This window comes from Flavobacterium frigidarium DSM 17623, from assembly GCF_000425505.1.
Taxonomy (GTDB): domain Bacteria; phylum Bacteroidota; class Bacteroidia; order Flavobacteriales; family Flavobacteriaceae; genus Flavobacterium; species Flavobacterium frigidarium.
Window position 1 is genome coordinate 272517 of sequence record NZ_KE384393.1, and the last position, 26998, is coordinate 299514.

Below are 26998 nucleotides of genomic sequence, written 5' to 3' on the forward strand. Positions count from 1 at the left end.
AAAAAACACTGCGAATATGCAATGTTTTTAACAGCATTAAAAAATGCTTACGTCTTACAATTTATGTAGTATATTTATAACCTAAGTTTAATTTTTATGGAAGGACTAAAAATCGATTCTGAAATTTTTTAATGAACTGATATCGTCAGTTATCAAACAGTCTAGATTAAACAGTTTTCTTTCAAGAGCATGATATCTGCCTCCAGATTCATTACCAACTCAGCTCTATCAAATGCTTGTGAGGAATGAAAGTAACTTGCGAGGGAAATATCTTTATTATTATTAGTAGATAATATATGAAAAGCTTTTTGCAGGCGCAACATTACTTCAATGTTTGCTGCTCCATCTCGAGCAATAGGGCGGAAGGCATCTTCAAATAAATCAGCGATCTCAATTTCAGGAACTGCGATGCGATCATATATTATGTCCTCGTCTTTATTTTCCTGCTTAACTGAATTCCAAATCGAAAATAACTTAATGTGGCTGTTGATGATTTGGATAGCCGTTCCTGGATCATTTACGGCAGGAGATAATGCTCTACTAGCAATTTCGCTTAAAGTGATAATTCCAAAGCGTGGATCAGTTTCAAAATAACGAGAGTTTCCAATTGTAAATGCTTCTTGTATTTTTCCTATATCTAAATCTATTTTTTCATTGCTAGAATGAAAAGAAAGTAGCGTTTGTTGATTAGAAACGAATTTTCCGGGAATCACATGCAGGGTAAAAATTGCGTTCATGTTTTTAGCTATCTTTTGCAGTGCATTCATATTAATTTGCTGAATATAACCTGTCGAGGGGCTTTCAATATTTTGACCACTGCTACGGTGTTGATCAACAGGAATTCCGTGTAGATTGGGTGATTGTAACCGATTCGTAATGGCTGAAATTGTGGTGTCTTCAATTAGTTTAATGGTGTGTCCCATACGTCCAAGTTTAGAAATACGCTCAACCCAACGTAAAAAGGTGAGGATAACTAAGGTGAAAAAAAGCAACGTGAAAACGAATAATGTGAATAAACCAGCACGCCCATAGTAGCCGTTCTTTAAGGCAACCAGAGCGACGATACTAAAAATAAACGAACCTATAAAAACAGATAATGCATTTTTTGAAACGTCATCATTAATAATCAATTTGAATGACCTTGGCGTGGCAGTGTTGCTAGCAGCAGCAAATGCTGAAAGCATCGAGCCAACAGTGAATATCGCTATCACAAGCATGCTTGCAGAAATAATATTTAATAGCTCTGATAGTGATTCTACCTTAATATCAGGGACAAGTTCGTGTAATCGTGTTCTGTCAGCAAGTTGCGCAATTAATGCAGAACCAATAGAGATGATACAAAATATAAGCGGTCTAAACCACAATTTTTCTTTGATGCGATGAATAACGAAGCGTAAATGCTCTTCCATAAAAAGTGGTTTCTGCCTAAATTAATACATATTTATCAAAATAACTAGCGTTTTTAAAAGGATCAGGGCATTCTTGAAATTTTCGAATACTTAAAAAATGGTAAGGATTTAGAGCGGTGTTCCATTTTTGCCTGCTTCAATTTTCTCATCGGCTAGTTCTTTATCATCGGCATCTGCAGTCATTTTATCAGAGTCATCTTTACTTGCTATAACTAAGCTAATACTAATAGGGAAGTGGTCAGAATCAATAGATTTTTCGACATTCATTTTTACCAATCTAAAATGGCTACTTAAAAAATAATGATCAAGCGGCCATCTAAATAATATTTTTTTTGCGTTAAAAGTACTGTACATGCCGCGACCTCGTCGTGGATCTAATAGTTCGCTAGTTTTTAAAAATAACCTAGTGGTGTAACTCCATGCAACGTCGTTCATATCTCCCATCACTAAACAAGGTTTGTTGTACTCTTTAGCCATTTTTCCAACCATCAAAATTTCAGCGTCGCGATCAGTGCTAAATTTATTTTCTTTTGGAACAGGTGGTGTAGGGTGTAAGCCGTAAATTCTTACCGTTTGATTGTCATGTTTGATATCTGCAATGATAGAGGGAATTTCTTTGTCAATTAGAAAGTTGATTTCTTGTCTTTTAATAGGTAATTTACTGTAAAATAAAAGTCCGTAGGTGTTATCTTGAGGAATCTCGATGTAATAGGGATATGTTTCTCTTAAAGTAATTACGGCGTCGCGCCATTTATGGTCTGTTTCTACTAAAAATAAAATATCAGGATTGCGTTCCTTAACTAATGCGAGTAATTTGGCGAAGCTATTGTTGTACTGATACACATTTGATACTAAAAAATTTAAAGGTGTTTTACTAGAGTCTTCAGCTCTGTCAACCATTGTTTTTCCTAAAAAGGTAAAAGGAACTATAACATAAGCGAGGTGAATTAATGTGACACCTAAAAAAATGATTATTCCCCAGTCAATTAGTAATGTGCTGTCTCTATAATATACTAACCATCCTGCTAAAGCAATCGATACTAAGACAAATTTTTGTAATCTAGGATAGTCAAAAACACGAAAAATCCAGAAGTCTTTTTTAATCAATGGCAATAAAACTACTAGTGAAAGTAAGAATGAAAAGCAGTATAGTATAATCTTTAAAGTTGTCATTTATGATCATTTGAATATTGAATGGAAATAGTTTCGAATTACTTCTAAATTGCTATTTTGTCAAATAGCGAGTGGCATCGAAAATTTTAAAGTAAAAAACGGAATAAAAGTAATTAATTGAAGTGAAAAATGTTGTCTTTGTAACGAGAAAATCATTTCGAAATTGAAAGTTTTAGGTCGGCAAAATTAATTATTTCAATGAAATCTAGTTGAGAAACGCTATACTATTCGATAATTTACTAATTAATAGTGTATTAAGAAGAAATAGTGTTTATCGTCAATAATTAATTGGACGGCATTGTATGAGAAGTTTTTCAATCTATAAAAAAACGAGTACATTAGCACTAAATAAAAATTTTGTAAAATGATTAGTGAAGCACAATTTCAAGAAGAGTTGCAGTTATTAATTTCGAACGCAATACGAGAAGATGTAGGAGATGGTGACCATAGCTCTCTAGCTTGTATACCAGCAGATGCAGTAGGAACTGCAAAACTTTTAGTAAAAGATCAAGGGATTATCGCGGGAGTTGATTTTGCAAAAATGATTTTTAAATACGTAGATCCCAGTTTAAAAATACAAGCCTTTATAGAAGATGGCGCAACTGTAAAATATGGAGATGTTGTTTTTCATGTTACCGGTAGTTCGCAATCAATATTAAAAGCAGAACGCATGGTTTTGAATTCAATGCAACGCATGTCTGCAATTGCAACAAAGACCAATAGCTATGTAAAGTTATTAGAAGGATCGAATACTAAAATTCTTGATACCCGAAAAACAACACCCGGTTTTCGCGTTGCTGAAAAATGGGCAGTAAAAATAGGGGGTGGCGAAAATCATCGCTTTGCACTTTATGACATGATCATGTTAAAAGATAACCATATTGATTTTGCTGGAGGTGTAGGATTGGCTATAGCTAAGACAAAATCATACTTACAAAAAAATAATAAGGATTTAAAAATTATTGTTGAAGCACGAGATTTGCATGAAGTCAATGAAATTTTATCAGAAGGAGGCGTGTATCGTATTCTATTAGATAATTTTGATTACGAAATGACTAGAGAAGCTGTGAAAATAATAGGAACGCAAAGTTTGACAGAATCTTCTGGAAATATCAATGAAGAAACAATCAAACAATATGCAGATTGCGGTGTAAATTACATCTCTTCGGGCGCTTTAACACACTCAGTTTATAATATGGACTTGAGTTTAAAAGCAATATAATTAGTTTGGCAAGGTTTTGGTTATCAATATAGCAGATGTTATCAGCTAAAAACCAAATGCAAATAATTTCAATGGATTGTTCTAAAGAAGGTTAAAATCTTTTTTATTCAATGCATTTAAAAAAAGCGTGATTGATGTCAGCAGAAATAGAAGAAAGAATAAGTAAGATCCCTCTTTTAAGCAGAGTAGTAGAACCACTTAAAAAGGTGAAACTACCATGGCTAGAAGGACTTACGCTATATGATTTATTAGAGCATTATGGAATAGGAGTAGCTGAAGGAGCGCTTTCTAACAGAGCTGGTTCTATTGCATTTAGCTTTTTTATGGCTTTGTTTCCTTTTGCACTTTTTATATTAAATCTCATACCTTATATCCCTATCGAAGGTTTTCAGGCAGATTTTTTAAAGTTTGTTGAAGATGGGGTGCCGCCTAATACTTTTTATGCGATTTCAAATATTGTAAATGATATTTTGCATAATAGCCACTCTGGATTGCTATCCTCGGGTTTTTTACTATCTATTTTTTTGATGGCAAATGGGCTGAATGCCATATTAGGAGGGTTTCAAAATTCTAAACATGTTTTAGTAAAGAGAGGTTTCTTTCAACAGTATTTAATAGCGATAGGAATGTCACTGTTGTTATCTGTTTTATTAATTGTAACTGTTGCGACCATTGTTGTTTTTGAAGTTTTTATCCAAAAGCTAACTGCTAGAGAATTTTTGAACGAACAAATTCCGCTAGTTGTACTAGGAAGATACGTTTTCTTAATTCTAATGATCTTGATTACAACATCGATATTATTTAAGTTTGGAACCAAACATGATAAAACACGCTCTTTTATATCTATTGGATCTGTTTTTACAACTATTTTCACTATTATAATTTCGTATTTCTTCGGAATCTGGGTCATTCGATTTTCGCAGTATAATGAGCTTTATGGATCTATAGGTACACTATTAATTGTTATGTTTTATATTTGGATTAACTGCATGATATTACTTTTGGGTTTCGAATTGAATGCTACTATAACCAAGTTAAAGCGAAAAAATATTAATACTACAACATAAACAATATTGCTATTTTTATAGTATGTTTGGATTTCCAATTAAATTCTTCTATGCGATTTTAAAAGGATGTTCAAACCAATTTATATTATTAACCAAAAACAAAAAATTATGAAAAAGACCTTATTTACCTTTGCACTATTACTAATTACAACAGTATTTTATTCTCAAAGTATTACTGGAAAATGGAAAACGATCGATGATGAAACTGGTAAAGCCAAATCTATTATCGAAATCTATGAGAAGTCAGGTAAAATTTACGGAAAGGTAGTAGAAATCTTAGATGCTTCACGTGCTAAAGAGTTATGCCAAGACTGTCCAGGAGAAGACGCTAAAAAACCTATTATGGGGTTAAACGTTATTAAAGGATTAAAGAAAGATGGTGATGAATATAGCGGTGGTCAAATTCTAGATCCTAAAAATGGAAAATTATACAAATGTCTAATCGTACTTGAATCACAAGATAAATTAAAAGTACGTGGATACATTGGTTTTTCTTTACTAGGAAGAACACAATACTGGTACAGAGTAAAATAATTGAGCCTTGGTCTGAATTACATTTTGCTTTTAAATTTTTAAATAATAACAATGCTTTTTTTTGTAGAAGTAATTTTACCGCTTTCGCTTGCTAAAACGTTTACTTACAGTATTTCTGAGGCAGAATATCATTTTATCAAAGAAGGGATGCGCGTGTCGGTCCCTTTTGGTAAAAATAAAATGTACACTGCATTAGTCCTTGAAACGCATCAAAACAAGCCTACATTATATGAAGCAAAGGAAATTAATCAAATCCTTGATGAACTTCCTATTGTTACAGCTATTCAAATTAAACATTGGCAGTGGATCGCAAATTACTATATGTGCGCCATTGGTGATGTATATCGAGCAGCCTTGCCTAGCGGACTACTGCTTGAAAGTGAAACAATTATTTCACAAAAACAAAATGCGACTGTTGATACCCAAACACTTTCTGATGAGGAATATCTTATACATGAGGCATTGCAGTTGCAGTCGACATTAAAGATTCAAGATATTGTTGGTATTTTAAATAAAAAGAATGTTTTTCCTATCATTCAACAATTGATTGATAAAGGGGTTATCAGCCTTCAAGAAGAAGTACTAGATGGGTACAAGCCTAAACTAGTGCGGTATATTCGTTTACATGAACAATATACTACAGATGGAGGCCTAAGTACTTTACTGGAAGTTCTTAAAAATGCGGCGAAGCAAAAAGAATTAGTTTTAAACTACTTCCAACTGAACGCTTCAGAGCAAAAACCAATCACAGTTAAAAAATTAGTTAATGCTGCAAATACTACATCTGCGGCAGTAAAAGCTTTGATCGAAAAAGGTATTTTTGAAGATTATTTAATTCAGGAAGATCGCGTAGATTTTAGTAACAATCAATCTAATAAAGAAATTTTACTTAGCTCAAGTCAGCAAGTTGCTTTAGAGCAAATAACAGAGCGCTTTCTAGAAAAAGAGGTTTGTTTACTTCATGGTGTAACTGCTAGCGGTAAAACCGAAGTATATATAAAATTAATCGAAGAGTATCTAACAACTGGTAAAAAAGTATTGTACCTACTACCAGAAATAGCTTTAACTACGCAATTAGTGAGTAGGTTGAGTGCTTACTTTGGCAATAAAGTGGCTGTTTTTCATTCGAAATATAATAACAATGAGCGTATTGAAGTTTGGAGGCAAGTCCTACAAAATTCTGATAAAGCTCAAATTGTTATAGGAGCGAGGTCGGCATTGTTTCTACCTTTTAAGGAACTAGGTTTAATTATAGTAGACGAGGAACATGAGCAGACCTACAAACAAATGGATCCTGCACCACGTTATCATGCTCGTGACACAGCAATCGTATTAGCTAATTTTCATGAAGCAAAAGTGTTATTAGGATCAGCTACGCCTAGTATCGAAACTTATTATAACGCTACAAATGACAAATTTGGTTTGGTAGAATTATCACACCGATATGGCAAGGTGACCATGCCTGTTATTGAGTTAGTAGATCTAAAAGACAAATACTTTAGAAAAAGAATGACAGGACACTTTAGTGATACTTTAATTCAAAATATTACTGAGGTTAAAGCGCTAGGAGAGCAAGTTATTTTGTTTCAAAATAGAAGAGGGTACTCTCCGTTATTAGAGTGTTTAACTTGTGGGCATATTCCGCAATGTCAGCAATGTGATGTAAGCTTGACATATCATAAACATAAAAACCAACTTCGTTGTCACTACTGTGGTTATTCTATTGCTAAACCTACGCATTGTCACGCTTGTTCTAGTGTAGATTTGACTACCAAAGGTTTTGGTACAGAACAAATCCAACAAGAGTTAGAATTGCTTTTTCCGGATAGTAAAATAGGAAGAATGGATCAAGATACGACTAGAGGTAAATTTGGTTTCGAAAAAATTATAGATAGTTTTAAAAATAGAGAAATAGATATTCTTGTAGGAACGCAAATGCTTGCTAAAGGTTTAGATTTTGATAATGTGACTTTGGTAGGAATTATGAATGCAGATAATATGCTGTATCACCCAGATTTTAGAGCATTTGAAAGAAGTTTCCAAATGATGACTCAGGTTGCTGGTAGATCTGGACGCGCGTCTAAACAAGGTAAAGTTTTGATCCAAACATATAATCCAGATCACAATACGATACAACAAGTTACAAATAACAATTATATAGGAATGTATAAAGAACAGCTGTACGATCGTCAGATTTATAAGTATCCGCCTTATTTTAGAATAATAAAGTTAACCCTAAAACAGCGTGACTACGAGAAATTGAAGCAAGGTTCGTTGTGGTTGTATCAGGTGATGGCGCAAAATCTAGCAATCCCGGTGTTAGGACCAGAAGAGCCTTCTATAAATAGGATACGTAATGAGTACATTAGAACAATTATAATAAAAGTTCCTACAACTACTTCAGTGGCGGGAATAAAAAAAACTATTCAGAAAATGCTGAATAGTTTTGATGCTGTAGCGCAGTATAGGGCTATAAAAGTGAGTGTAAATGTTGATTTCTATTAAAGCTTAAGAAACTGAAAGTGCTTTAACTAGATCTTCTTTCTTGTTTCTGCTTAGTGGTATTTTAGTTAATCCGATTTCGGCAAATTTACTATTGAATCGTTCAACCTTATCAATATTAATTATGTATGATTTGTGAACACGAACAAACTTTTTATTTGACAATTCACTTTCGAATGATTTCATAGTAGAAAGCACTAAGTTACTGTCATCTTCTGTCACCACACGAACATAGTCACCAAAAGCTTCAATCCACTTAATTTTAGAAGTGAAAATTTTCAATTTCTTTAAATTACTTTTAATGAAAATGTGATCACCTTCTTCCTCTTTAGTATCTAATTTGAGCAAGTGCATGTCCATAGCTCTTTTTACAGAAGAATTGAAACGGTCCAATGCAATGGGTTTTTGCAAATAATCAGTCGCATCATAATCAAACGCTTTCATGGCATACTCTGCTTTTGAAGTGATGAAAACGATCTGCGGCTTAATTTTTAATCCATCTAGGAAATCGAAACCGCTAATTACAGGCATTTCAATATCAAGAAAGATTAGGTCAACATCATTAACAGACATACACCCTTTTGCTTCTATTGCATTAGAGAAATCCCCCACCAAGTTTAAACTCGTGTGATTATTTACTAACTTTGCAATGATCATCCTTTGTATGGAACTATCATCTACAACGACACAATTTAGCTTCATAATATTGAAATTTATATTTAATAGTGTAAATTTAAAATAAATATTCTCTTAAAACTAGCGGTTTAAGTGTTATTTTTGCGGTTCAACGATTATATCTAATAAAACATTGGATGTTTAAAAAAAAAGGTTACTTTTGCACCCAAATTAACAATAAAATAAATTTTTATGAATCATTATGAAACTGTTTTCATTTTAAATCCCGTTTTATCTGATGTTCAGGTAAAGGAAACAGTAAGCAAATTTGAAGATTTTCTTACTAGTAGAGGTGCTACTTTCGTATCTAAAGAGGACTGGGGTCTTAAAAAAATGGCTTACGAAATCCAAAACAAAAAATCTGGATTTTACCATTTGTTTGAATATAACGTATCAGGAGAGGTTTTAATCGCTTTTGAAACTGAATTCAGACGTGACGAAAGAATTATGCGTTTTTTAACGGTAAGTCTTGACAAACATGCTATCTCTTGGGCTGAAAGAAGAAGAGCAAAACTTAAATCTCAAAAAGCTTAATTATTATGGCAACATTACAACAATCTGCTTCAGGAAAAAAAGACGGTGATATTAGATATCTTACGCCTTTAAACATAGAAACTAACAAACAAAAGAAATACTGTCGTTTCAAAAAATCTGGTATCAAGTATATCGATTATAAAGATGCTGATTTCTTATTGAAATTTGTAAACGAACAAGGAAAAATTCTTCCACGTCGTTTAACTGGAACTTCATTGAAATTTCAAAGAAAAGTTTCTGTAGCTGTAAAAAGAGCACGTCATTTAGCTTTAATGCCTTACGTAGCCGATTTACTTAAATAATATTAAAAATAAAGTTGTTGTCTCGATAATCATCGAGACTAACTTCTATAACACAAGGACAACAACATGGAATTGATTTTAAAACAAGACGTTCAAAATTTAGGATTTAAAGATGACGTAGTAAACGTGAAAAACGGATACGGTCGTAACTTCTTAATCCCACAAGGATTTGCTCAATTAGCTACTTCTTCTGCAAAGAAAGTATTGGCTGAAAACTTGAAGCAAAGAGCGCACAAAGAAGCTAAAGTAGTAGCAGATGCACAAGCATTAGCAGAAAACTTAAAAGCTATCGAAATTAAAATTACAGCAAAAGCTGGTGGTGAAAAATTATTCGGTTCAATCACGAATATTGACATCGCTGATGCGTTAGCTAAAAATGGTCAATCAATTGATAGAAAATTCATCACTAGCGGTATCGTAAAACGTACTGGTAAATATTCAGCTACTGTACGTTTACATAGAGATGTAATTGTTGATTTACCTTACGAAATTATTGCAGAATAATTTTAAGTTAACATTTTGTTAATAAAATATAAAAATCACTCTTCGGAGTGATTTTTTTTTGGTTAATTTTGCGCTAAATAACACAAAACAAACCAAATGAAGAATTTTATTACGATGTTACTTTTTGCTCTTAGTTTGCAGCTATCTTTTGCTCAAACTACGACTTCAAGTATTAAAGGTACAGTAAAGAGCAGTGATCTGGAGTTACTTCCAGCAGCTAGCGTGCTAGCTATTCACGTGCCTACAGGATCAAAGTATTCTGCAATGACAAACGAGGAGGGGAGATTTAACATGCTTAACATGCGTGTGGGTGGGCCTTATCGCGTTATTGTTTCTTATGTAGGTTTTAAATCTCATGAGTACAATGAAGTGTACTTAGAATTAGGAAAAGCATTTAATATTGATGCTATCTTAAATGACGAAGGTCAACAACTAAATGAAGTTACTATTACTGGTTCAAAAAGTAAAGTTTTTGGTAGCGGTAGAACAGGAGCTGAGACTACTGTAGGGCGTAAGGAAATTACAGGATTACCTACAATATCTCGTTCAGCAGAAGATTTTACGAGACTTGAACCATCTGCAAGTGGAGGTTCGTTTGGAGGTAGAAACAATAGATACAATAGCTATTCATTAAATGGGGCTGTGTTTAATAATCCGTTTGGATTAGATGCAGCTACACCAGGTGGACAAACAGGATCTCAACCTATTTCTCTTGATGCTATCGAGCAAATCCAAGTAGCTACAGCGCCTTATGATGTTACATTATCAGGTTTTACTGGAGCTTCTGTAAATGCAGTTACTAAATCAGGAACAAATGAATTTCACGGTACTTCTTACGCTTTCTTTAGAAATCAAGACTTAACAGGTGGTAAAATTAAAGGAGAGAAAATCTTTGTACCTTCTTTAGAGCAAACTCAAGCTGGTTTCAGTTTTGGTGGGCCAATCATTAAAAACAAATTATTCTTCTTCGCAAATTACGAAATCGAAAAAAGAAGTGACCTAGGATCAAACTTTACTGCAAATAACGGTGATGGTGTTGTAGGAATTAATGAGTCAAGAGTTTTAGCTTCTGATCTAGTGGCGGTAAGTACTGCCTTAGGAGATCTAGGATACAATACAGGAGCTTACGAAGGGTTTAAACACAATTCTAATTCGAATAAAGGAATTATAAAATTAGATTGGAATATTAACGACAATAATAAGTTAGCTGTTATATACAACTTCTTGGACGCGTCTAAAGACAAACCTGCTCACCCTACAGCTTTAGGTTTTAGAGGTCCAAATGCTTCGATATTGCAATTTCAAAATTCAGGATACGAAATAAATAATGAATTAGATTCATTCTTGGTTGAATTGAACTCTAAGTTAAGTGAAAAGGTTTCGAATAAATTACAAGCGGGTTACACTCATTTTAATGATTTTAGAAATCCATTCTCTGCTCCAGCTCCTGTTATTAATATACAAGATGGTTCTGGTGCTAATTATATTATTGCTGGTCATGAGCCATTTTCTACAAATAATACATTAGATCAAAAAGTTTTCCAAATCACTGATAACTTGAGTTATGTAGTAGGAAATCATTCATTCACTTTTGGAGGATCTTTCGAAAAATACAAGTTTGCAAATTCTTTTAATTTGACAGGTTTAGAGAATTTTGGAACATATGGAACTTTAGGTAACTACTACGGGATTTTTAATTCATATTCTAGTGTAGGTGCTTTTTTAGCGGATGCTGCTCAACCAGAAGCAACTAGTTTTATTAAGCAAAATTTAAAATATGCTCAAGATACGTTTGCTGCTAAAAATTCATTTGGCGTAGGTCAAGATAATGGTTGGAAATTATCGGAATTAAACGTTGGTCAAATTGCTTTTTACGGACAGGATGACTGGAACGTAACCGAAGATTTTAAGCTTTCTGTAGGTTTAAGAGTTGATAAGCCACTATATTTTAATACTTCAGATTTAATTCAAAAATATATTGACACTGAGAATGGAGCTTCTAGAGACAATAGCATTTTATTTTACAATCCACAAACTAAAGCTAATGAGCAGTTAATTTCTACAACACTACCTAGTAACAAATTGCTTTGGGCTCCTAGATTAGGTTTTAACTGGGATGTTAATGGTGATAGAACGACGCAACTTCGTGGAGGTACAGGTATTTTCACAGGGAAGCTGCCATTTGTATGGTTAGGAAATCAAGTTAGTGGATCTGATGATGGCTTTTTGCAAATTATGGATAAGGACTTTAAATGGCCACAAGTGTGGAGAACTAGTTTAGGTCTAGATCATAAATTCCCAAACAATTATATCGCTACTCTTGATGTTTCTTACAACAAGGACGTTAACGGTGTACATGTACAAAACTGGGGTTTAAAAACACCATCTGGAACTTTAAGTGGTGCTGATGGTAGAGCAATTTATTTATCTTCGGATAAAGTTTATGATAATGTTCCAGCTCCAAACGGTCCTAATGCTATCAATGGATATGTAATGACAAATTCTAATAAAGGATATGTTTTCAATACCTCTGTCAAAGTTCAAAAAACGTTTGATGATGGTTTATTTGCAAGTTTAGCCTACAATTACTTAGTATCTAAAGATGTAAACTCTATAGAAGCAGAAATTACAGGGGATGCATTTGCATTTAATCCTGCAGTTGGTAATGTTAATAACGCAGTATTAGCTAATTCTAAATATGGAGATACGCACAGATTCATTGGGGTTGCTTCTAAGAGTTGGAAATATGGAGCTAATAATCAATGGGCAACATCAGTTTCTACATTTTTTGAGTATGCTCAAGGAGGTCGTTTTAATTATATTTATGGTGGAGATATCAATAATGATGGATCAAGTACAAATGACTTAATTTATATTCCTACAACTGCAGAAATTGCTAACATGAACTTTTCTGGTGGTGCTGATCAAGGTGTTGCATTTGATAAATTCATCGACCAAGACAAGTATCTAAGTGGTAGAAGAGGACAATATGCTGAGCGTTATGGTGCTGTAGCTCCATGGAGAGGAAAATGGGATATGAAATTTATGCAAGATTACAACTTTAAACCTTCTTCTAGCTCTGAGAAAACAAATACAATACAGTTTAGTATTGATGTATTAAATATTGGAAATTTATTAAATTCTGATTGGGGATTAGTGCAAGTAGAAACAAGTAGACAACCTATTGGTGTTTCTGTAAATGGTGCAAATGAGCCAACATATACTTTTGATGGTACACAAACTAAGACTTTCAATTATGATGCTAGTTTATTGTCAAGATGGCAAGCACAATTTGGGATTAGATATATTTTCTAATTTTCGAAAATAAATTAAATTTGAAAAGCCTTCTTGCAAAAGAGGGCTTTTCTGTTTATAAATTATAAATTTGCAAATTCTAAGACAAATATTAATTGAATAAAGGAAATGAAGTATAGTAGATTAACCAAAGAACAGTTTGAAGAATTAACCCAAGAATTTACAAACTTTTTAGCAACTCAAGCGATTGACAAAGCCGAATGGGATACAATTAAAGCTGAGAAACCTGAAGTTGCTGAGCAAGAATTAGACTTGTTTTCTGATTTAATTTGGGAGGGGGTTTTGTCTCGAGCAGAATATTTAGAACACTTTTCTAAAAATCACATTTTCTTATTTCAAAGTTTCGATACGCATGTGCATTCTATCATTTTAAAATCGCTTGTTCCTGAAGTAGATTTTCTAACTAAGGATGGATTGCAGTGGCTTAGCGATAATATGTTTACAGATACTATCGAAATGAAAACAGGTAAAAAAGAATTTACTGATGGAAGAAATGAATCACTTTTTGCTTTAATTCAGCAAGGAGCTTTCTTAAGTGACGGGCAGTTATACAAGCAAATTAATACAATTATAGAATCTTAATTATAGTTTTTTTTAATTTTAATTGGCTATTTTAGTACTCAAATTTGAATACTAAAATAGCCAATTTTTTATTTTATGGATACTGCACAATTAATTGAATCTTTAAGACAAGAGTTAAATCGTCACAATTATAATTACTATGTTTTAGATAGCTCTGAAATATCTGATTTTGATTTTGATATGAAATTAAAGCAGCTTCAAGATTTAGAAAATCAATATCCACAATTCTTAGATCCAAGTTCGCCTACTCAAAGAGTAGGGGGCAATATCACTAAAAATTTTGAGACTGTTCCTCATGATTACCGTATGTATTCGCTGGAAAATTCTTATTCAAGAGAAGATTTAGTCGAATGGGAAAGTAGGGTACAGAAAGTATTAGGCGAGGTTCCCTTGTCCTACACTTGCGAACTCAAATATGACGGTGCTTCTATTAGTATCACTTACGAGAATGGAAAACTGCTTCGGGCTGTAACACGTGGTGATGGTTTTCAAGGAGATAATGTAACTAATAATATAAAAACAATTCGTTCTATACCGCTACAACTCCAAGGAAATTATCCTGAACGCTTTGATATTAGAGGCGAAATAGTGCTTCCTTTTGCAGGCTTTGAGAAAATGAATCAAGAGTTAATCGAGATAGGAGAAACGCCTTATGCAAATCCAAGAAATACAGCATCAGGTAGTTTAAAATTACAAGATAGTTCAGAGGTTGCTAAGAGACCTTTAGATTGTTTGTTGTATTTTTTAATTGGTAATAATCTCCCCTTCTCATCTCAACATGAAGGTTTAGAGACGGCGCGTAATTGGGGTTTCAAGGTGCCAAAAGAAGCCACATTAGCTAATAATATGCAAGAGGTCTTTGATTTTATTGATTATTGGGATATCCATCGTCATGAATTACCTTATGAAACCGACGGTGTTGTAGTTAAGGTAAATTCTTTTCGCTATCAAGAGGAGCTAGGGTACACTGCAAAGGCACCAAGATGGGCAATTGCATACAAATTTAAATCAGAACAGGTTTCGACACTTCTTAATACAATTTCGTATCAAGTGGGTCGTACTGGTGCAATCACACCAGTAGCTAATCTACAAGCTGTGCAGTTAGCAGGAACAGTTGTTAAACGCGCCTCGTTGCATAATGCTGACCAAATTGCAAAGTTGGATATTCGAGTTGGCGATACTGTCTTTGTAGAAAAAGGGGGTGAAATCATTCCAAAAATTATAGCAGTAGACTTCAGTAAACGCCCTGATGCAACTGAACCTACAAAATATATCACACATTGCCCTGAGTGCAATACTGAGTTAATAAGAGGAGAAGGGGAAGCTAATCATTACTGCCCTAATTACTATGGTTGTCCACCGCAAATAGTAGGCCGCATTCAGCATTATATTTCGCGTAAAGCGATGGATATTGAAGGCTTGGGAGGGGAAACTGTAGCTTTATTGTATGCTAGTGACTTGGTACACAATTATGCCGATTTGTATGATCTAACTGTGAATCAAATACTTCCATTAGAAAGGATGGCTCAAAAATCTGCTGAGAATCTGGTTAAAGGTGTGTTACAATCAAAGGAGATTCCATTCGAGAGAGTGCTTTATGCGTTAGGAATTAGATTCGTAGGGGAAACTGTCGCTAAGAAATTGGCTAAGCATTATAAAACGATTGAAGCCCTGCAAAAAGCTACTGTTATAGAGCTGGTGTTAGTAGACGAAATTGGAGAAAGAATTGCGCAAAGTGTAGTAGATTTTTTTAGTAACGAGGCTAATATCCAAATTATAAACCAACTTAAAATGCACGGCGTGCAATTTGAAATAGTAGAGACTGTAAACCCAAATGCTACTACAAAATTAGCTGGTAAAGTGTTTGTTGTTTCAGGTGTATTCGAACTGTATTCTAGAGATGAGTTAAAAAAAGCTATTGAAGATAACGGAGGTAAAGTAGGTAGTTCTATTACCTCAAAAACAGATTATGTAATCGCTGGAGATAATATGGGGCCAGCAAAGCTAGAAAAAGCAAATAAATTAAAAGTTACGATTCTATCTGAAAATGAATTTACACAAATTTTAAATGGCGCCTAGCAGCATAATACAAATTGCTTATATTCTTTTTTGTATCGCTACAATCACATTTAACACCATAGGAACTGTGGAGTATATGACGTGGTCAAAGGCGTTTGTGGTTCCTTTAGCTGTATTACTTTATTTGCAGCATTCAACGTGGAGAATTACTTATCTCAAAGCGAGCATTTTTTTATGCTGTTTTTTAGGTGATACCTATAGATTAATAATGCCTTATAATTATGAAACAGGACAAGTTATTTGTTTTTTGACGGCCTATTTATTATTGCTATATTACTTGTTTCCTGAATTTATAAGAGATAACATCCGACAAAAAAATCATATATTTATTGTAGCTGCAACCATCATTTGTTTGACTGCATTGGCATACTTTATATTAAATCTCAACTTTGAAAAGTTAGAAACTAACTATTACATCTTACTATTTTATAGTTTAATACTGGCGCTATTAATTTGTGTCTCTGTTGTAGAATACAATCGAAAACCTGATGCAGTAAGTGTAAATTTACTGATGCTAACAATGTTTTTTGTCTTTTCAGATTGTTTTTATATCATCAATAAATTCTACTTGCCGTTCTCAGTGCTCAATTTTATTCAAATAACAACACAAGTGTTCTCTTATTACTTTTTAATTCATTTATTTTTAGATCAAAAAAGGCTAGAAAAGCCATTAGACAATGATTGATTTTCCTGAGCTTACTTTGTTTTTGTTAGTGTCAAAAAAGAAGTCAATTCGACCTAAATTAATTCCGTAACAACCAACTTGGTTTACAAGAACTTCATTTCCTACTAGATTTTTCACCACTGTAGGTTTATCTAGAAAAGTATGCGTATGTCCACCTATGATTAAATCGATGTCTTGCGTTAAAGTAGCTAATTTTAAATCGCAAATCATATCCTTATCATTTTTATATTCATATCCCAAATGAGAAAGGCAAATCACTAAGGCACATTTTTGCTCGTGCTTTAAAATTCGAACCATATCCTGACTAACTTCTACAGGATCATTATAAACTGTTTCTTCATACATTTTTTTATCTACCAATCCATCTAGTTTGACTCCTAATCCAAACACGCCAATTTTAACACCATTTTTTACAAAGATTTTATAGGGTTTCACTAACCCATCCATTAGGGTGTTTTTGAAATCATAATTAGCAGAAATGAAATCAAATTTTGCGTGCGGCATTTGAGCATACAAGCCTGGAATACCGTTGTCAAAGTCATGATTTCCTATAGTAGACAAATCGTATTTCATCATGCTCATTAATTTAAACTCAAGTTCGCCACCGTAATAATTAAAATAAGGTGTTCCTTGAAAAATATCACCTGCATCAAGAAGTAAAACATTCTCAGCATCATGTCTGATAGTTTCTATTAACGCTGCTCTTCTAGCGACTCCTCCCATATTTGGATTACGGGGATCGTCAGAAGGAAATGGGTCAATATGGCTATGAACATCATTAGTATGTAAGATTGTAATTTGTTTAACATCTTCTGCTGTAAAACTGCTTAATGATAAACCTAATCCTAATATAGCTGTACTGGCAGCCGTTTTTTCGATAAAATCTCTTCTCTTCATTTTTGATTTATTTGGAGCTATTTCCTGCTATCCGTTGCAATCTTTTTTTAAAGCTAAAAAGCTGTAAAAAAAGGATTTTCACTACTATCAGGGCTATGCTAAAGTGCTAAAATTATATATGTTTTATTCTACGATAATCCTGCTATCTTGTTTTGCAGTAACCGTATCTACTGCCTTGAAGTAATCGATTAAAATATTTCTCAATTTATAATCTAGGTCGTAGGTTTGTTCTCCTTTTTTGAAAAAGTTCATATTATCACCGCCATTGGCTAAGTAGTCGTTAGTACCTACATAATACAATTTGTCAAGAATCAGTGGTTTTCCTTGGATTAATATATTATCAGCACTTTTATCTTTTTTAATTGTAAATGTGAGTCCAGACAAAGGATGTGCTGATCTCTCAGAGATGAAATAATTAATAAGTTCTTGGATTTGTGCACCTCTTAAAGCAATAACAACTAAACTATTTTCAAATGGCATAATTTCGAATCCATTTCTTGCAGTAACATTACCTTTAGGTAAAATAGCACGAATTCCACCATTATTTAACAAGCAAATATCGATATACTTATTTTCTCTTTTTTCAAATACCGTAGAACCATATTGTAATACAACATCTGCCATTAAATTACCGAGTGTAGACTGCATGTTTACTGCCTTCTTATCCAGGGTAATTGGGCACACTGCTAAAACGCTATCTAAATCATTATTGATTCGATTGCGGTAAGGTGTGATATACTCTTCAATTCCTGCCACTAAAGCTTTTGTATCAGGAGTAACAGCATCTTCGGTAACGGCAAGCTGCTCTCCTTTAATGGTATTTAATTGCAATACTTTTTGACTGCATGAAGAAATTAAAAATAATGTTAAGAATATAACAAAAAGTTTCAAAACATCGTTATACTTTTTTAGATTTACCATTTATAATGTGACTTAATTAATTAATTTTGTAAGCGAGTAAAAATAGTATGTTTTTGAGTGTTATAAAAGATTTTTCGGTAAAAAGAATATTAATTAATAATTTACATAAGGTAAAGCTTTCTACAAATGCACAATCTGTAAAAACGATTGGCTTAATTGTTGATCAAAGTAGCTTTCTGGAAACTAAAAAATTAATAGATGTTATTGTTAAAAATGGTGTTTCGAGAGATGCGCTATCAGTTATTGTTTTCAATGGAAAAAAAGGCACTTCAGATAATTTTCCAACTATTAAACAAGCTGATTTAAAGTGGAATGGAGAATTGGACGGTATAATAGCTAACGAATTTTTAAATAAAAATTTTGATCTATTAATTAGTTATTATGTGCAAGATAACGCCCTTTTATTAGCGACTACTTTTCATTCGAAAGCCATATTAAAGGTAGGATTTGCTGCAATAGATGAGCGATTCAATGATTTAATTATTAAATGTGAGCCATCTGATCATGCGATTTTTATTCAGGAAGTTTTCAAATATTTAAAAATATTAAACAAAATATAATTTAACATGCAATCATTAATAGGAACTGGTGTTGCTCTTGTAACCCCATTTAAAGGAGATTTTTCAATCGATGTAGAAGCATTAACTAGAATAGTTAATTTTTGTGTAGATGGCGGAATTGAATATCTTGTAGTTTTAGGTACAACTGCAGAAAATGCAACATTAGATCAAGACGAAAAGGAATTAGTAATTGCGACAGTGGTGGCCGCTAATAAAGGACGTCTTCCTTTGGTTTTAGGTGTAGGAGGAAATGATACAAGAAAAATAGTAGCGGAATTAAAAACGAGAGATTTCTCAGATTTTGAGGCGATACTATCTGTGTCACCATTCTATAATAAACCGACACAAGAAGGTATATACCAACACTTCAAGGCTGTTTCTGAAGCATCTCCTATTCCCGTAATTATTTATAATGTTCCAGGGAGAACCTCTAGTAATATGTTGCCTAAAACTGTTTTGCGTCTTGCTAATGATTTTGAGAATATTGTAGCCATTAAAGAAGCAGCAGGAGACCTTGTACAAGCCATGCAAATTATCAAGGATAAGCCCGAAAATTTTCTAGTTATTTCTGGAGATGATATGATTGCTTTGCCAATTGTTTTAGCAGGTGGAGCAGGTGTAATCTCAGTTATTGGTCAAGGTTTCCCAAAAGAATTTTCTGAGATGATTCGTCTTGGATTAAATAGAAAAGTAAACGAAGCTTATAAATTACATTATATGTTAGCTGATAGCATTGATATGATATTTGAACAAGGAAATCCAGCAGGTATTAAACAAGTATTTGATGCGCTAGGAATAGCGGATGCATTTGTTCGTTTACCTCTTGTAGGAGTCGATGAATCGCTAGCTAATCGCATTGCTGAATTTATTGATAATATCGCTAAATAAGCCTTATTTTTTCACTATTTTTTTATATAAAGAAATATTTTGTAGTAGCTAAATTAATAACTAAATTTGCCCACTGAAACTTCGGTTAGGTTTTTCATGGTTTACTAGTAAATCGTGGATAAAAAAAACAAAAAAATGAAAAAAATCTTATCTCTATTGCTTCTTGTAGCGGTTTTTAGTTCTTGTAATGAGTACCAGAAAGCACTTAAAAAAGATGATGTGGCAGCAAAATTTTCTATAGGTACAAAAATGTACGATGCAGGAAAATATTCTAAGGCAATTCGTCTTTTTGAGCAAATTGCTCCAGCATATAGAGGGAAGCCTCAAGCTGAAAAATTGTTTTATATGTTTGCTCAGTCTTATTATCAAACAAAACAATATAACTTAGCGGGATATCAATTTGAAAGTTTTGTTTCTAGCTACCCAAGAAGTGAAAAAGTACAGGAAGCAGCTTATTTAGGAGCCAAAAGTTATTCTTACTTATCACCGGTGTATAGTTTAGATCAAACAGATACATTCAAAGCGATTGATAAATTGCAAGCATTTATTGATACTTATCCCAACTCAGAGTATATGGATGAAGCCAATACTTCCTTACAAGCATTAGCTGAGAAAATTGAGCAGAAGGTGTATGAAAACGCCAAAGGATACAATACAATATCTGATTTTAAATCAGCATTAGTAGCACTTGATAATTTTGTTGGTGATTATCCAGGGACAAAGTTTAAAGAAGATGCTTTGTATTACAAGTTTGATTCTGCATACCAATTAGGTATTAATAGTGTCGAAAGCAAAAAAGAAGAAAGATTGCAAGCTGCTAAAGCAGCATATGCTGGTTTAATTAAATTTAAAGCAGATACAAAATATAAAGAGAAAGCTGACAGCATGTTGGTTAGAGTTGAAGAAGATTTACAAAAAATTACAAATAAATAAAGTCATGGATTTAAAAAAGACGAATGCTCCAGTAAATACAATAACATACAATAAAACTGTTATTGAAGAACCTACTGGTAATGTGTATGAAGCGATAACCATTATGGCTAAAAGAGCAAACCAAATCAACTCTGAAATTAAAAAAGAATTGACTGAAAAGTTAGAAGAATTTGCTACATATAATGATAGTCTTGAAGAAGTTTTTGAAAACAAAGAGCAAATCGAGGTTTCAAAATTCTATGAAAAATTGCCTAAGCCTCATGCTTTAGCAGTTCAAGAATGGTTAGACGGAAAAATCTACCACAGAGATTCTAATAAATAATATACTATGTCAGTTTTAAGCGGAAAAAAGGTTTTACTAGGAATTTCTGGTGGAATTGCCGCCTATAAAACGGCATCTTTAGTGAGACTTTTTATAAAAGCAGGTGCACATGTCCAAGTGATAATGACACCTGCTTCTAAGGATTTTGTAACTCCACTTACATTATCTACATTATCTAAAAACCCTGTATATTCTAGTTTTTATAATGAAGACGATGAAAATGCCCAGTGGAACAATCATGTTGATCTGGGACTTTGGGCTGATATTATGGTAGTAGCTCCTGCTACTGCAAATACATTGTCTAAAATGGCAACGGGTAATTGTGATAATCTACTTATTGCTACTTATTTATCTGCTAAATGTCCAGTGTATTTTGCACCGGCAATGGATTTAGATATGTACAAACATCCATCAACTATAGCGAGTTTTAATGCATTGCAGCAATTTGGGAATACAATTATTCCCGCTGAAAGTGGTGAATTAGCAAGCGGACTTTCTGGTGAAGGTCGCATGGCTGAACCTGAAAACATTATTGCTTTTCTTGAAGCAAGTCTTGAAAGTAAACTTCCTCTCAAGGGTACAAAGATTTTAATTACTGCTGGCCCTACTTACGAAGCAATCGATCCTGTTCGTTTTATTGGTAATCACTCTTCTGGAAAAATGGGTTTTGATATTGCTAATTGTGCTGCAGAACTTGGTGCTACTGTAACTTTAGTAGCGGGTCCAACGCATTGTACTGTTAAACATTCGAGTATTGAAATTGTCAAAGTAACTAGTGCACAGGAAATGTATGATGCCTGTCACTCATGTTTTCAAAATGTTGATGTTGCAATCGCAGCCGCAGCAGTTGCTGATTACAGGCCTAAAACAGTGGCTACCCAAAAAATAAAAAAAGCACCAAATAACTTTGTCGTAGAATTAGAGAAAACAAAAGACATATTAGCCTCTCTTGGCGAAATCAAACAAAAACAGCTTCTTATTGGTTTTGCTTTAGAAACTGAGAATGAAATTGAAAACGCTAAGGGGAAAATTCAGAAAAAAAACTTAGATTTGATAGTTCTTAATTCGCTTCAAGATCAAGGTGCCGGTTTTGGAAATGCAACAAATAAAGTTACATTTATAGACAAAGATTTCAATATTGAGCCCATGGAGTTAAAAACTAAAGAAGCAGTTGCTGTCGATATTTTAAATAAAGTTATAGCCTATATAAATGAATAAAGTACTTGTATTATTAATGTTTTTTGTTGTTGGGCAATTTTACGCGCAACAATTAAATTGTACCGTAACGGTAAATTCACAAAGAGTTAATAGTACAAATAAACAAGTTTTTAAAACTTTAGAAACTGCAATTACTGAATTTGTAAACAAAACCGACTGGACTGGTCAAAGCTTGAAACAATCAGAGAAGATTAATTGCTCTATGTACATTACTATTTTATCTGGTAGCTCTGACCAGTTTACTGCTACAATGCAAGTGCAGTCTTCTAGACCAATATTTAATTCCTCTTACGAATCTCCCATTTTTAATTACAACGATAAGAATTTTTCGTTCAGTTATACAGAATTTGAAAATTTAATTTTCAATCAAAATTCTTATACTACAAACCTTGTTTCGCTATTGTCTTTTTATAGCTACATGATTTTAGGTTTAGATGAGGATTCTTTCTCATTGCAAGGTGGAAGTGCAAATTTGCAAATCGCTCAAAATATTTCAACTATTGCGCAGCAAGGTAGTTCAAAAGGCTGGAGTCAGCTTGACGGTAATGATAATAGGTTTTTTCTAATCAATGATTTATTATCTCCTACTTACTTAGCAATTAGAAAAACAACTTTCGAATATCACAATGCTCTAGATAAGATGACAACTGATATCAAAGGCTCAAAAGAAAAAGTAAAAGCTTCTTTGTTTAATTTGGGAACACTAAATTCGGTGAAACCAAATGCTTTCTTAACTCGAGTTTTTTTTGATGCCAAGTCTGATGAGATTGTCTCTATATTTTCAGGAGGTCCATCTGTAAATATTACTGATTTAACAGATAATCTAAATAAAGTTTCGCCTCTGAATGCTTCAAAATGGGCGACATTTATATTTTAAATTTCAGTACTTTTACCATTCTATTTATTACTTCAAAAACAGCTAAATGATTACTTCATTATCTATAAAAAATTATGCCTTAATTGAAAAGTTGAGTATTGATTTTTCAAAAGGATTTTCTATCATAACAGGTGAAACTGGTGCTGGAAAATCTATAATATTGGGTGCCTTAGGTTTGATCCAAGGAAAAAGAGCCGATCTTTCATCAATAAAAAATAAAGAAGAGAAATGTGTGATTGAAGCACATTTTGAAATTTCAAAATACAATTTAAAATTGTTTTTTAAGGAAAACGATATCGACTATGAGACCGATACCATTATAAGACGTGAAATTTTACCATCGGGTAAGTCTCGTGCGTTTATTAATGACAGTCCAGTAAACTTGCAATTACTGCAAGAGCTTTCTTTGTATTTAATTGATATTCATTCGCAACAGCAAACTAGAGAGCTTTCTGATGAAACGGTACAGTTTGATATTATTGATGCTATTGCAAAAAATCAAGATACAATTCAAAAGTATCAAGCAATGCTTAGCGGATACAAATCAGATAAGAGTAAATTAAATAGTTTGCTTAAAAGACAGTCTGATGCTATAAAAGAACAAGAGTATCAAACCTTTTTATGGAATGAATTAGTTGAAGCTAATTTAAAGTCTGGAGAACAAGAAGTTTTAGAGGAAGAATTTGAGAAATTAAATAATGTCGAAATTATCAAAGAATCTTTAGACAAATCGTCAGCTATTGCAAATGAAGAGCAAATAGGAGTGATGCATAATTTAAAGGATATTAAAACGTCATTACAAAAAATTGCAACCTACGCACCAGATTATAATTCTTTATTAGAGCGTGTATCTAGCTTAGTGATCGAATTTGATGATATTACAGAAGAATTAGCACGATGTTCTGATAAATTAATTAATGATCCAGAACAATTGGATTTAATTAATCAAAAATTGCAACTAATTTATAATTTGCAAAAGAAACATCAGGTAGACTCTGTTGAGGGATTACTCGAAATACAAACTAGTTTAGAACAAGCAATATCTGATTTAAGTAATCTAGAATCAGATATTGAAAAGTTAACTCTTGCAATAAAAGATAAATCAATCATATTAGACGAGTTAGCACTTGCTATTCATAAAAATAGAATTGTAGCTATACCTGTTTTATCGGATAAACTTATTGCTATCTTGGACACCTTAGGGATGCCAAACGTTCGTTTTGATATTCAATTAAAACAAGGCGAAACATATTTGCAAAACGGAAAAGACGAATTACAATTTTTGTTTGCTGCCAACAAGGGAACTGATTTTGGTTTGCTTCGAAAAGTAGCTTCAGGTGGAGAAATGTCACGTATAATGCTTGCAGTAAAAGCTATTCTTGCACATTATTCTAAACTGCCGACATTAATTTTTGACGAAATTGATACTGGGGTTTCTGGTGAAATTGCTATTAAGATGGGAGAAATCATGAAAGACATGAGTAAAACAATGCAAATTTTTGCTATTACGCACCTTCCTCAAATTGCCGCAAAAGGGAATGTTCACTTTAAAGTATTTAAATCTACAGTGGGTGAAGACACGCAATCTGAATTAAAATTATTATCTGACGAAGAGCGTGTGGTTGAAATCGCGCAAATGTTATCTGGAACTGTAGTTTCTGATTCAGCGCTAAATCACGCCAAAGCCTTGCTGAACTAGATTTTTGGATTATATTTGTTATGATCTAAAAGTTAACGTGCTTTAGTACAGCACATAAAACAAAAATTTACCGAATAAAATATACAAAATGATTATAGAACCTAGAATGAGAGGATTTATTTGTTTGACAGCTCACCCTGATGGATGCGAACAAAATGTAAAAAATCAAATTGAATACATTAAATCAAAAGGAGCGATTAACGGAGCAAAAAAAGTACTTGTAATTGGTGCTTCAACAGGTTTTGGTTTGGCTTCTAGAATATCAAGTGCTTTTGGATCAAATGCTTCAACAATAGGAGTTTTCTTTGAAAAACCACCTAGTGAAGGTAAGACGGCTTCTCCAGGATGGTATAATTCTGCAGCTTTTGAAAAAGAAGCACATAAAGCAGGATTATATGCTAAGAGTATAAATGGCGATGCTTTTTCTGACGAAGTAAAAAAGCAAACTATTGATATGATCAAAGCTGATCTTGGACAAATTGATTTAGTAATCTATAGCTTAGCTTCTCCAGTACGTCTAGATCCTAAAACAGGAGTTTTACATCGTTCTACTTTGAAACCTATTGGTGAAAAATTCACTAATAAAACGGTTGATTTTCACTCAGGAAAAGTTTCTGAAATTTCGATTGAACCTGCTCAAGGAGACGATATTGAGAATACAGTGAAAGTTATGGGAGGTGAGGACTGGACAATGTGGATGGATGCATTAAAAGCAGAAAATCTATTAGCAGACGGCGCTACAACTGTTGCTTATTCATATATAGGGCCTTCATTAACTGAGGCTGTTTATAGAAAAGGAACCATTGGCCGTGCAAAAGATCATCTTGAAGCTACCGCATTTACTATTACTGATAGTTTGGCTGATATTAATGGTAAAGCATATGTTTCTGTAAATAAAGCATTAGTTACACAAGCAAGTTCAGCGATACCTGTGATTCCTTTGTATATTTCTTTATTGTATAAGATAATGAAAGAAGAGGGAATTCATGAAGGATGTATCGAGCAAATTCAGCGTTTATATGCTGAAAGATTATTCTCTGGTAAAGAAATTGCTACTGATGAAAAAGGTAGAATTCGTATCGATGATTGGGAAATGCGTCAGGATGTTCAAGATAAAATTGCTAAATTATGGCAAGAAGCTACAACTGAAAACTTAGCTGAAATAGGAGATCTTGAAGGGTATAGAAATGACTTTCATAATTTATTCGGATTTGGTTTTGATGGAGTAGATTATAAAGCTGATGCAAACGAAATGGTAGCTGTAGAAAGTATCTAGTACCGTATTAATATAGTATTTAAAACACCTTACTTTATGTGGTTTGTCCACTTAAGTTAAGGTGTTTTTTTATGTCCTAATCCCTCTGCTTATTTACGAAGCGCACTTTCATTTAATGTAAGGAGTGATAAATGTTTTTAGTGTAAGAATTAGTTTAAGCTAGGATTTGAGAATGATACATTGCTATATTAATGAGTACTTGTGTCGATTCTTGTTTAAGAGCTATTTCCTGCTATTCGCTACAATCTTTTCTATTCACTCGATTGTCATCGATTGAATAGAAAAGGATTTCCACTGCTATCAGGGCTAGGATTTAGTAGTAAGCTAGAAAAGTCAATTTATAAATGAGGTTCTCTCATATATATAAGGTGCTTTGAAATTGTAATTCTTAAAAGAGATAAATACGGTTCTGTTATGTAGTAGGCAAAGTACTTGCTACTTATTAAGGATACTGCGGACTAATGTGAATGAATCCAACAGGAGTAGGCGAACAGGGTTTTGTTTATCGATTAATCTTACAATTTGAATTGCGATATAAATTGATGATAAGTCAATAGTAAGGTTTCCAGCTCATTAAAAGAAAATTGAAAATTAAAGAAAATAAAATTGTGTAGAAGGTATTGAATATGCGTTTAAACTACCTACTTTTGCACCCGCAACAGCGAATAAGTTCTTTACATGATGGCAAGCAAAACGAAATGAGTTGAAAATTTATTTTCAGATTATTTTAAAAAAAGCTTGTGAGAATTAAAAGAGTTTATTACTTTTGCACGCGCTTCGAGAGTCACGAAAATTGACAATCGAAACGAAAAAAACAAGGTAAG

The 26998-nt window shown here is 33.1% G+C and carries 24 protein-coding genes; 19 read left to right on the plus strand and 5 right to left on the minus strand.

Going from position 1 to position 26998, the window contains the following annotated elements:
- Positions 1–161: 161 nt before the first annotated feature.
- Positions 162–1409 carry a DUF2254 domain-containing protein gene (locus H603_RS0115630; protein WP_026709506.1) on the minus strand — a complete coding sequence of 416 codons (1248 nt, stop codon included), beginning with the start codon at positions 1407–1409 and terminating at the stop codon, positions 162–164.
- Between the two features lie 108 nt (positions 1410–1517).
- The gene (locus H603_RS0115635) at positions 1518–2582 is read right to left on the minus strand and encodes an endonuclease/exonuclease/phosphatase family protein (RefSeq protein ID WP_026709507.1); all 1065 of its coding nucleotides are present in this window, start codon (positions 2580–2582) and stop codon (positions 1518–1520) included.
- Between the two features lie 364 nt (positions 2583–2946).
- On the opposite strand from H603_RS0115635, the gene nadC reads away from it, so the two are divergent.
- From nadC to priA, 4 genes are all read left to right on the plus strand, one after another.
- Positions 2947–3804: a carboxylating nicotinate-nucleotide diphosphorylase gene (nadC, locus tag H603_RS0115640; RefSeq protein ID WP_026709508.1), complete on the plus strand. Its 858-nt coding sequence runs from the start codon at positions 2947–2949 to the stop codon at positions 3802–3804.
- A gap of 134 nt (positions 3805–3938) precedes the next feature.
- Entirely contained in the window at positions 3939–4871 is a 933-nt protein-coding gene (locus H603_RS0115645; protein WP_026709509.1) for a YihY/virulence factor BrkB family protein, read from the plus strand.
- Between the two features lie 108 nt (positions 4872–4979).
- Positions 4980–5405, plus strand: coding sequence for a DUF2147 domain-containing protein (locus H603_RS0115650; RefSeq protein ID WP_026709510.1), 426 nt, complete (start codon positions 4980–4982; stop codon positions 5403–5405).
- Positions 5406–5456: 51 nt separating this feature from the next.
- On the plus strand, positions 5457–7910 hold the full coding sequence (priA, locus tag H603_RS0115655; RefSeq protein WP_026709511.1) for a replication restart helicase PriA: 2454 nt from the start codon (positions 5457–5459) through the stop codon (positions 7908–7910).
- A gap of 3 nt (positions 7911–7913) precedes the next feature.
- Here priA and H603_RS0115660 read toward each other — a convergent pair whose 3' ends face one another.
- Positions 7914–8609, minus strand: a complete 696-nt coding sequence (locus H603_RS0115660) for a LytR/AlgR family response regulator transcription factor (protein WP_026709512.1) — start codon at positions 8607–8609, stop codon at positions 7914–7916.
- A gap of 165 nt (positions 8610–8774) precedes the next feature.
- Here H603_RS0115660 and rpsF point away from each other — a divergent pair, with 165 nt between their 5' ends.
- The 7 genes from rpsF (at position 8775) to H603_RS0115695 (ending at position 16583) form a co-directional block, all read left to right on the plus strand.
- Positions 8775–9116 carry a 30S ribosomal protein S6 gene (gene rpsF / locus H603_RS0115665; RefSeq protein WP_026709513.1) on the plus strand — a complete coding sequence of 114 codons (342 nt, stop codon included), beginning with the start codon at positions 8775–8777 and terminating at the stop codon, positions 9114–9116.
- 5 nt (positions 9117–9121) lie between these two features.
- Positions 9122–9418, plus strand: coding sequence for a 30S ribosomal protein S18 (gene rpsR, locus H603_RS0115670; RefSeq protein WP_026709514.1), 297 nt, complete (start codon positions 9122–9124; stop codon positions 9416–9418).
- Between the two features lie 66 nt (positions 9419–9484).
- Complete coding sequence (gene rplI, locus H603_RS0115675) at positions 9485–9922, plus strand: 50S ribosomal protein L9 (protein WP_026709515.1); 438 nt, start codon at positions 9485–9487, stop codon at positions 9920–9922.
- A 96-nt stretch (positions 9923–10018) separates the two neighbouring features.
- Positions 10019–13237: a TonB-dependent receptor gene (locus H603_RS0115680; protein WP_026709516.1), complete on the plus strand. Its 3219-nt coding sequence runs from the start codon at positions 10019–10021 to the stop codon at positions 13235–13237.
- Between the two features lie 108 nt (positions 13238–13345).
- Positions 13346–13819, plus strand: a complete 474-nt coding sequence (locus H603_RS0115685) for a DUF6495 family protein (RefSeq protein WP_026709517.1) — start codon at positions 13346–13348, stop codon at positions 13817–13819.
- Positions 13820–13894: 75 nt separating this feature from the next.
- Positions 13895–15898 (plus strand): NAD-dependent DNA ligase LigA, encoded by a 2004-nt coding sequence (gene ligA / locus H603_RS0115690; protein ID WP_026709518.1) that lies wholly within the window; start codon positions 13895–13897, stop codon positions 15896–15898.
- Positions 15888–16583 (plus strand): lysoplasmalogenase family protein, encoded by a 696-nt coding sequence (locus tag H603_RS0115695; protein WP_026709519.1) that lies wholly within the window; start codon positions 15888–15890, stop codon positions 16581–16583. Before ligA ends, H603_RS0115695 begins: the two co-directional genes overlap by 11 nt.
- Here the strand turns inward: H603_RS0115695 and H603_RS0115700 are convergent.
- Positions 16569–17480 carry a bifunctional metallophosphatase/5'-nucleotidase gene (locus H603_RS0115700; RefSeq protein WP_026709520.1) on the minus strand — a complete coding sequence of 304 codons (912 nt, stop codon included), beginning with the start codon at positions 17478–17480 and terminating at the stop codon, positions 16569–16571. The genes H603_RS0115695 and H603_RS0115700 overlap by 15 nt on opposite strands.
- Positions 17481–17603: 123 nt before the next feature.
- Positions 17604–18401 carry a 5'-nucleotidase C-terminal domain-containing protein gene (locus tag H603_RS0115705; RefSeq protein ID WP_026709521.1) on the minus strand — a complete coding sequence of 266 codons (798 nt, stop codon included), beginning with the start codon at positions 18399–18401 and terminating at the stop codon, positions 17604–17606.
- 53 nt (positions 18402–18454) lie between these two features.
- Between H603_RS0115705 and H603_RS0115710 the strand changes: the two genes are divergently transcribed.
- From H603_RS0115710 to fabV, 8 genes are all read left to right on the plus strand, one after another.
- Positions 18455–18961, plus strand: coding sequence for a DUF6913 domain-containing protein (locus tag H603_RS0115710; RefSeq protein WP_157510460.1), 507 nt, complete (start codon positions 18455–18457; stop codon positions 18959–18961).
- A 6-nt stretch (positions 18962–18967) separates the two neighbouring features.
- Complete coding sequence (gene dapA / locus H603_RS0115715; RefSeq protein WP_026709523.1) at positions 18968–19849, plus strand: 4-hydroxy-tetrahydrodipicolinate synthase; 882 nt, start codon at positions 18968–18970, stop codon at positions 19847–19849.
- 135 nt (positions 19850–19984) lie between these two features.
- Positions 19985–20782: an outer membrane protein assembly factor BamD gene (locus tag H603_RS0115720; RefSeq protein WP_026709524.1), complete on the plus strand. Its 798-nt coding sequence runs from the start codon at positions 19985–19987 to the stop codon at positions 20780–20782.
- Between the two features lie 4 nt (positions 20783–20786).
- Positions 20787–21104: a DNA-directed RNA polymerase subunit omega gene (locus tag H603_RS0115725; protein ID WP_026709525.1), complete on the plus strand. Its 318-nt coding sequence runs from the start codon at positions 20787–20789 to the stop codon at positions 21102–21104.
- 6 nt (positions 21105–21110) lie between these two features.
- Complete coding sequence (gene coaBC, locus H603_RS0115730) at positions 21111–22322, plus strand: bifunctional phosphopantothenoylcysteine decarboxylase/phosphopantothenate--cysteine ligase CoaBC (protein ID WP_026709526.1); 1212 nt, start codon at positions 21111–21113, stop codon at positions 22320–22322.
- Positions 22315–23199, plus strand: a complete 885-nt coding sequence (gene porD, locus H603_RS0115735) for a type IX secretion system protein PorD (protein ID WP_026709527.1) — start codon at positions 22315–22317, stop codon at positions 23197–23199. Before coaBC ends, porD begins: the two co-directional genes overlap by 8 nt.
- Positions 23200–23245: 46 nt before the next feature.
- On the plus strand, positions 23246–24898 hold the full coding sequence (gene recN, locus H603_RS0115740) for a DNA repair protein RecN (RefSeq protein WP_026709528.1): 1653 nt from the start codon (positions 23246–23248) through the stop codon (positions 24896–24898).
- Positions 24899–24986: 88 nt separating this feature from the next.
- Positions 24987–26174: an enoyl-ACP reductase FabV gene (gene fabV, locus H603_RS0115745; protein WP_026709529.1), complete on the plus strand. Its 1188-nt coding sequence runs from the start codon at positions 24987–24989 to the stop codon at positions 26172–26174.
- Positions 26175–26998: the final 824 nt, after the last annotated feature.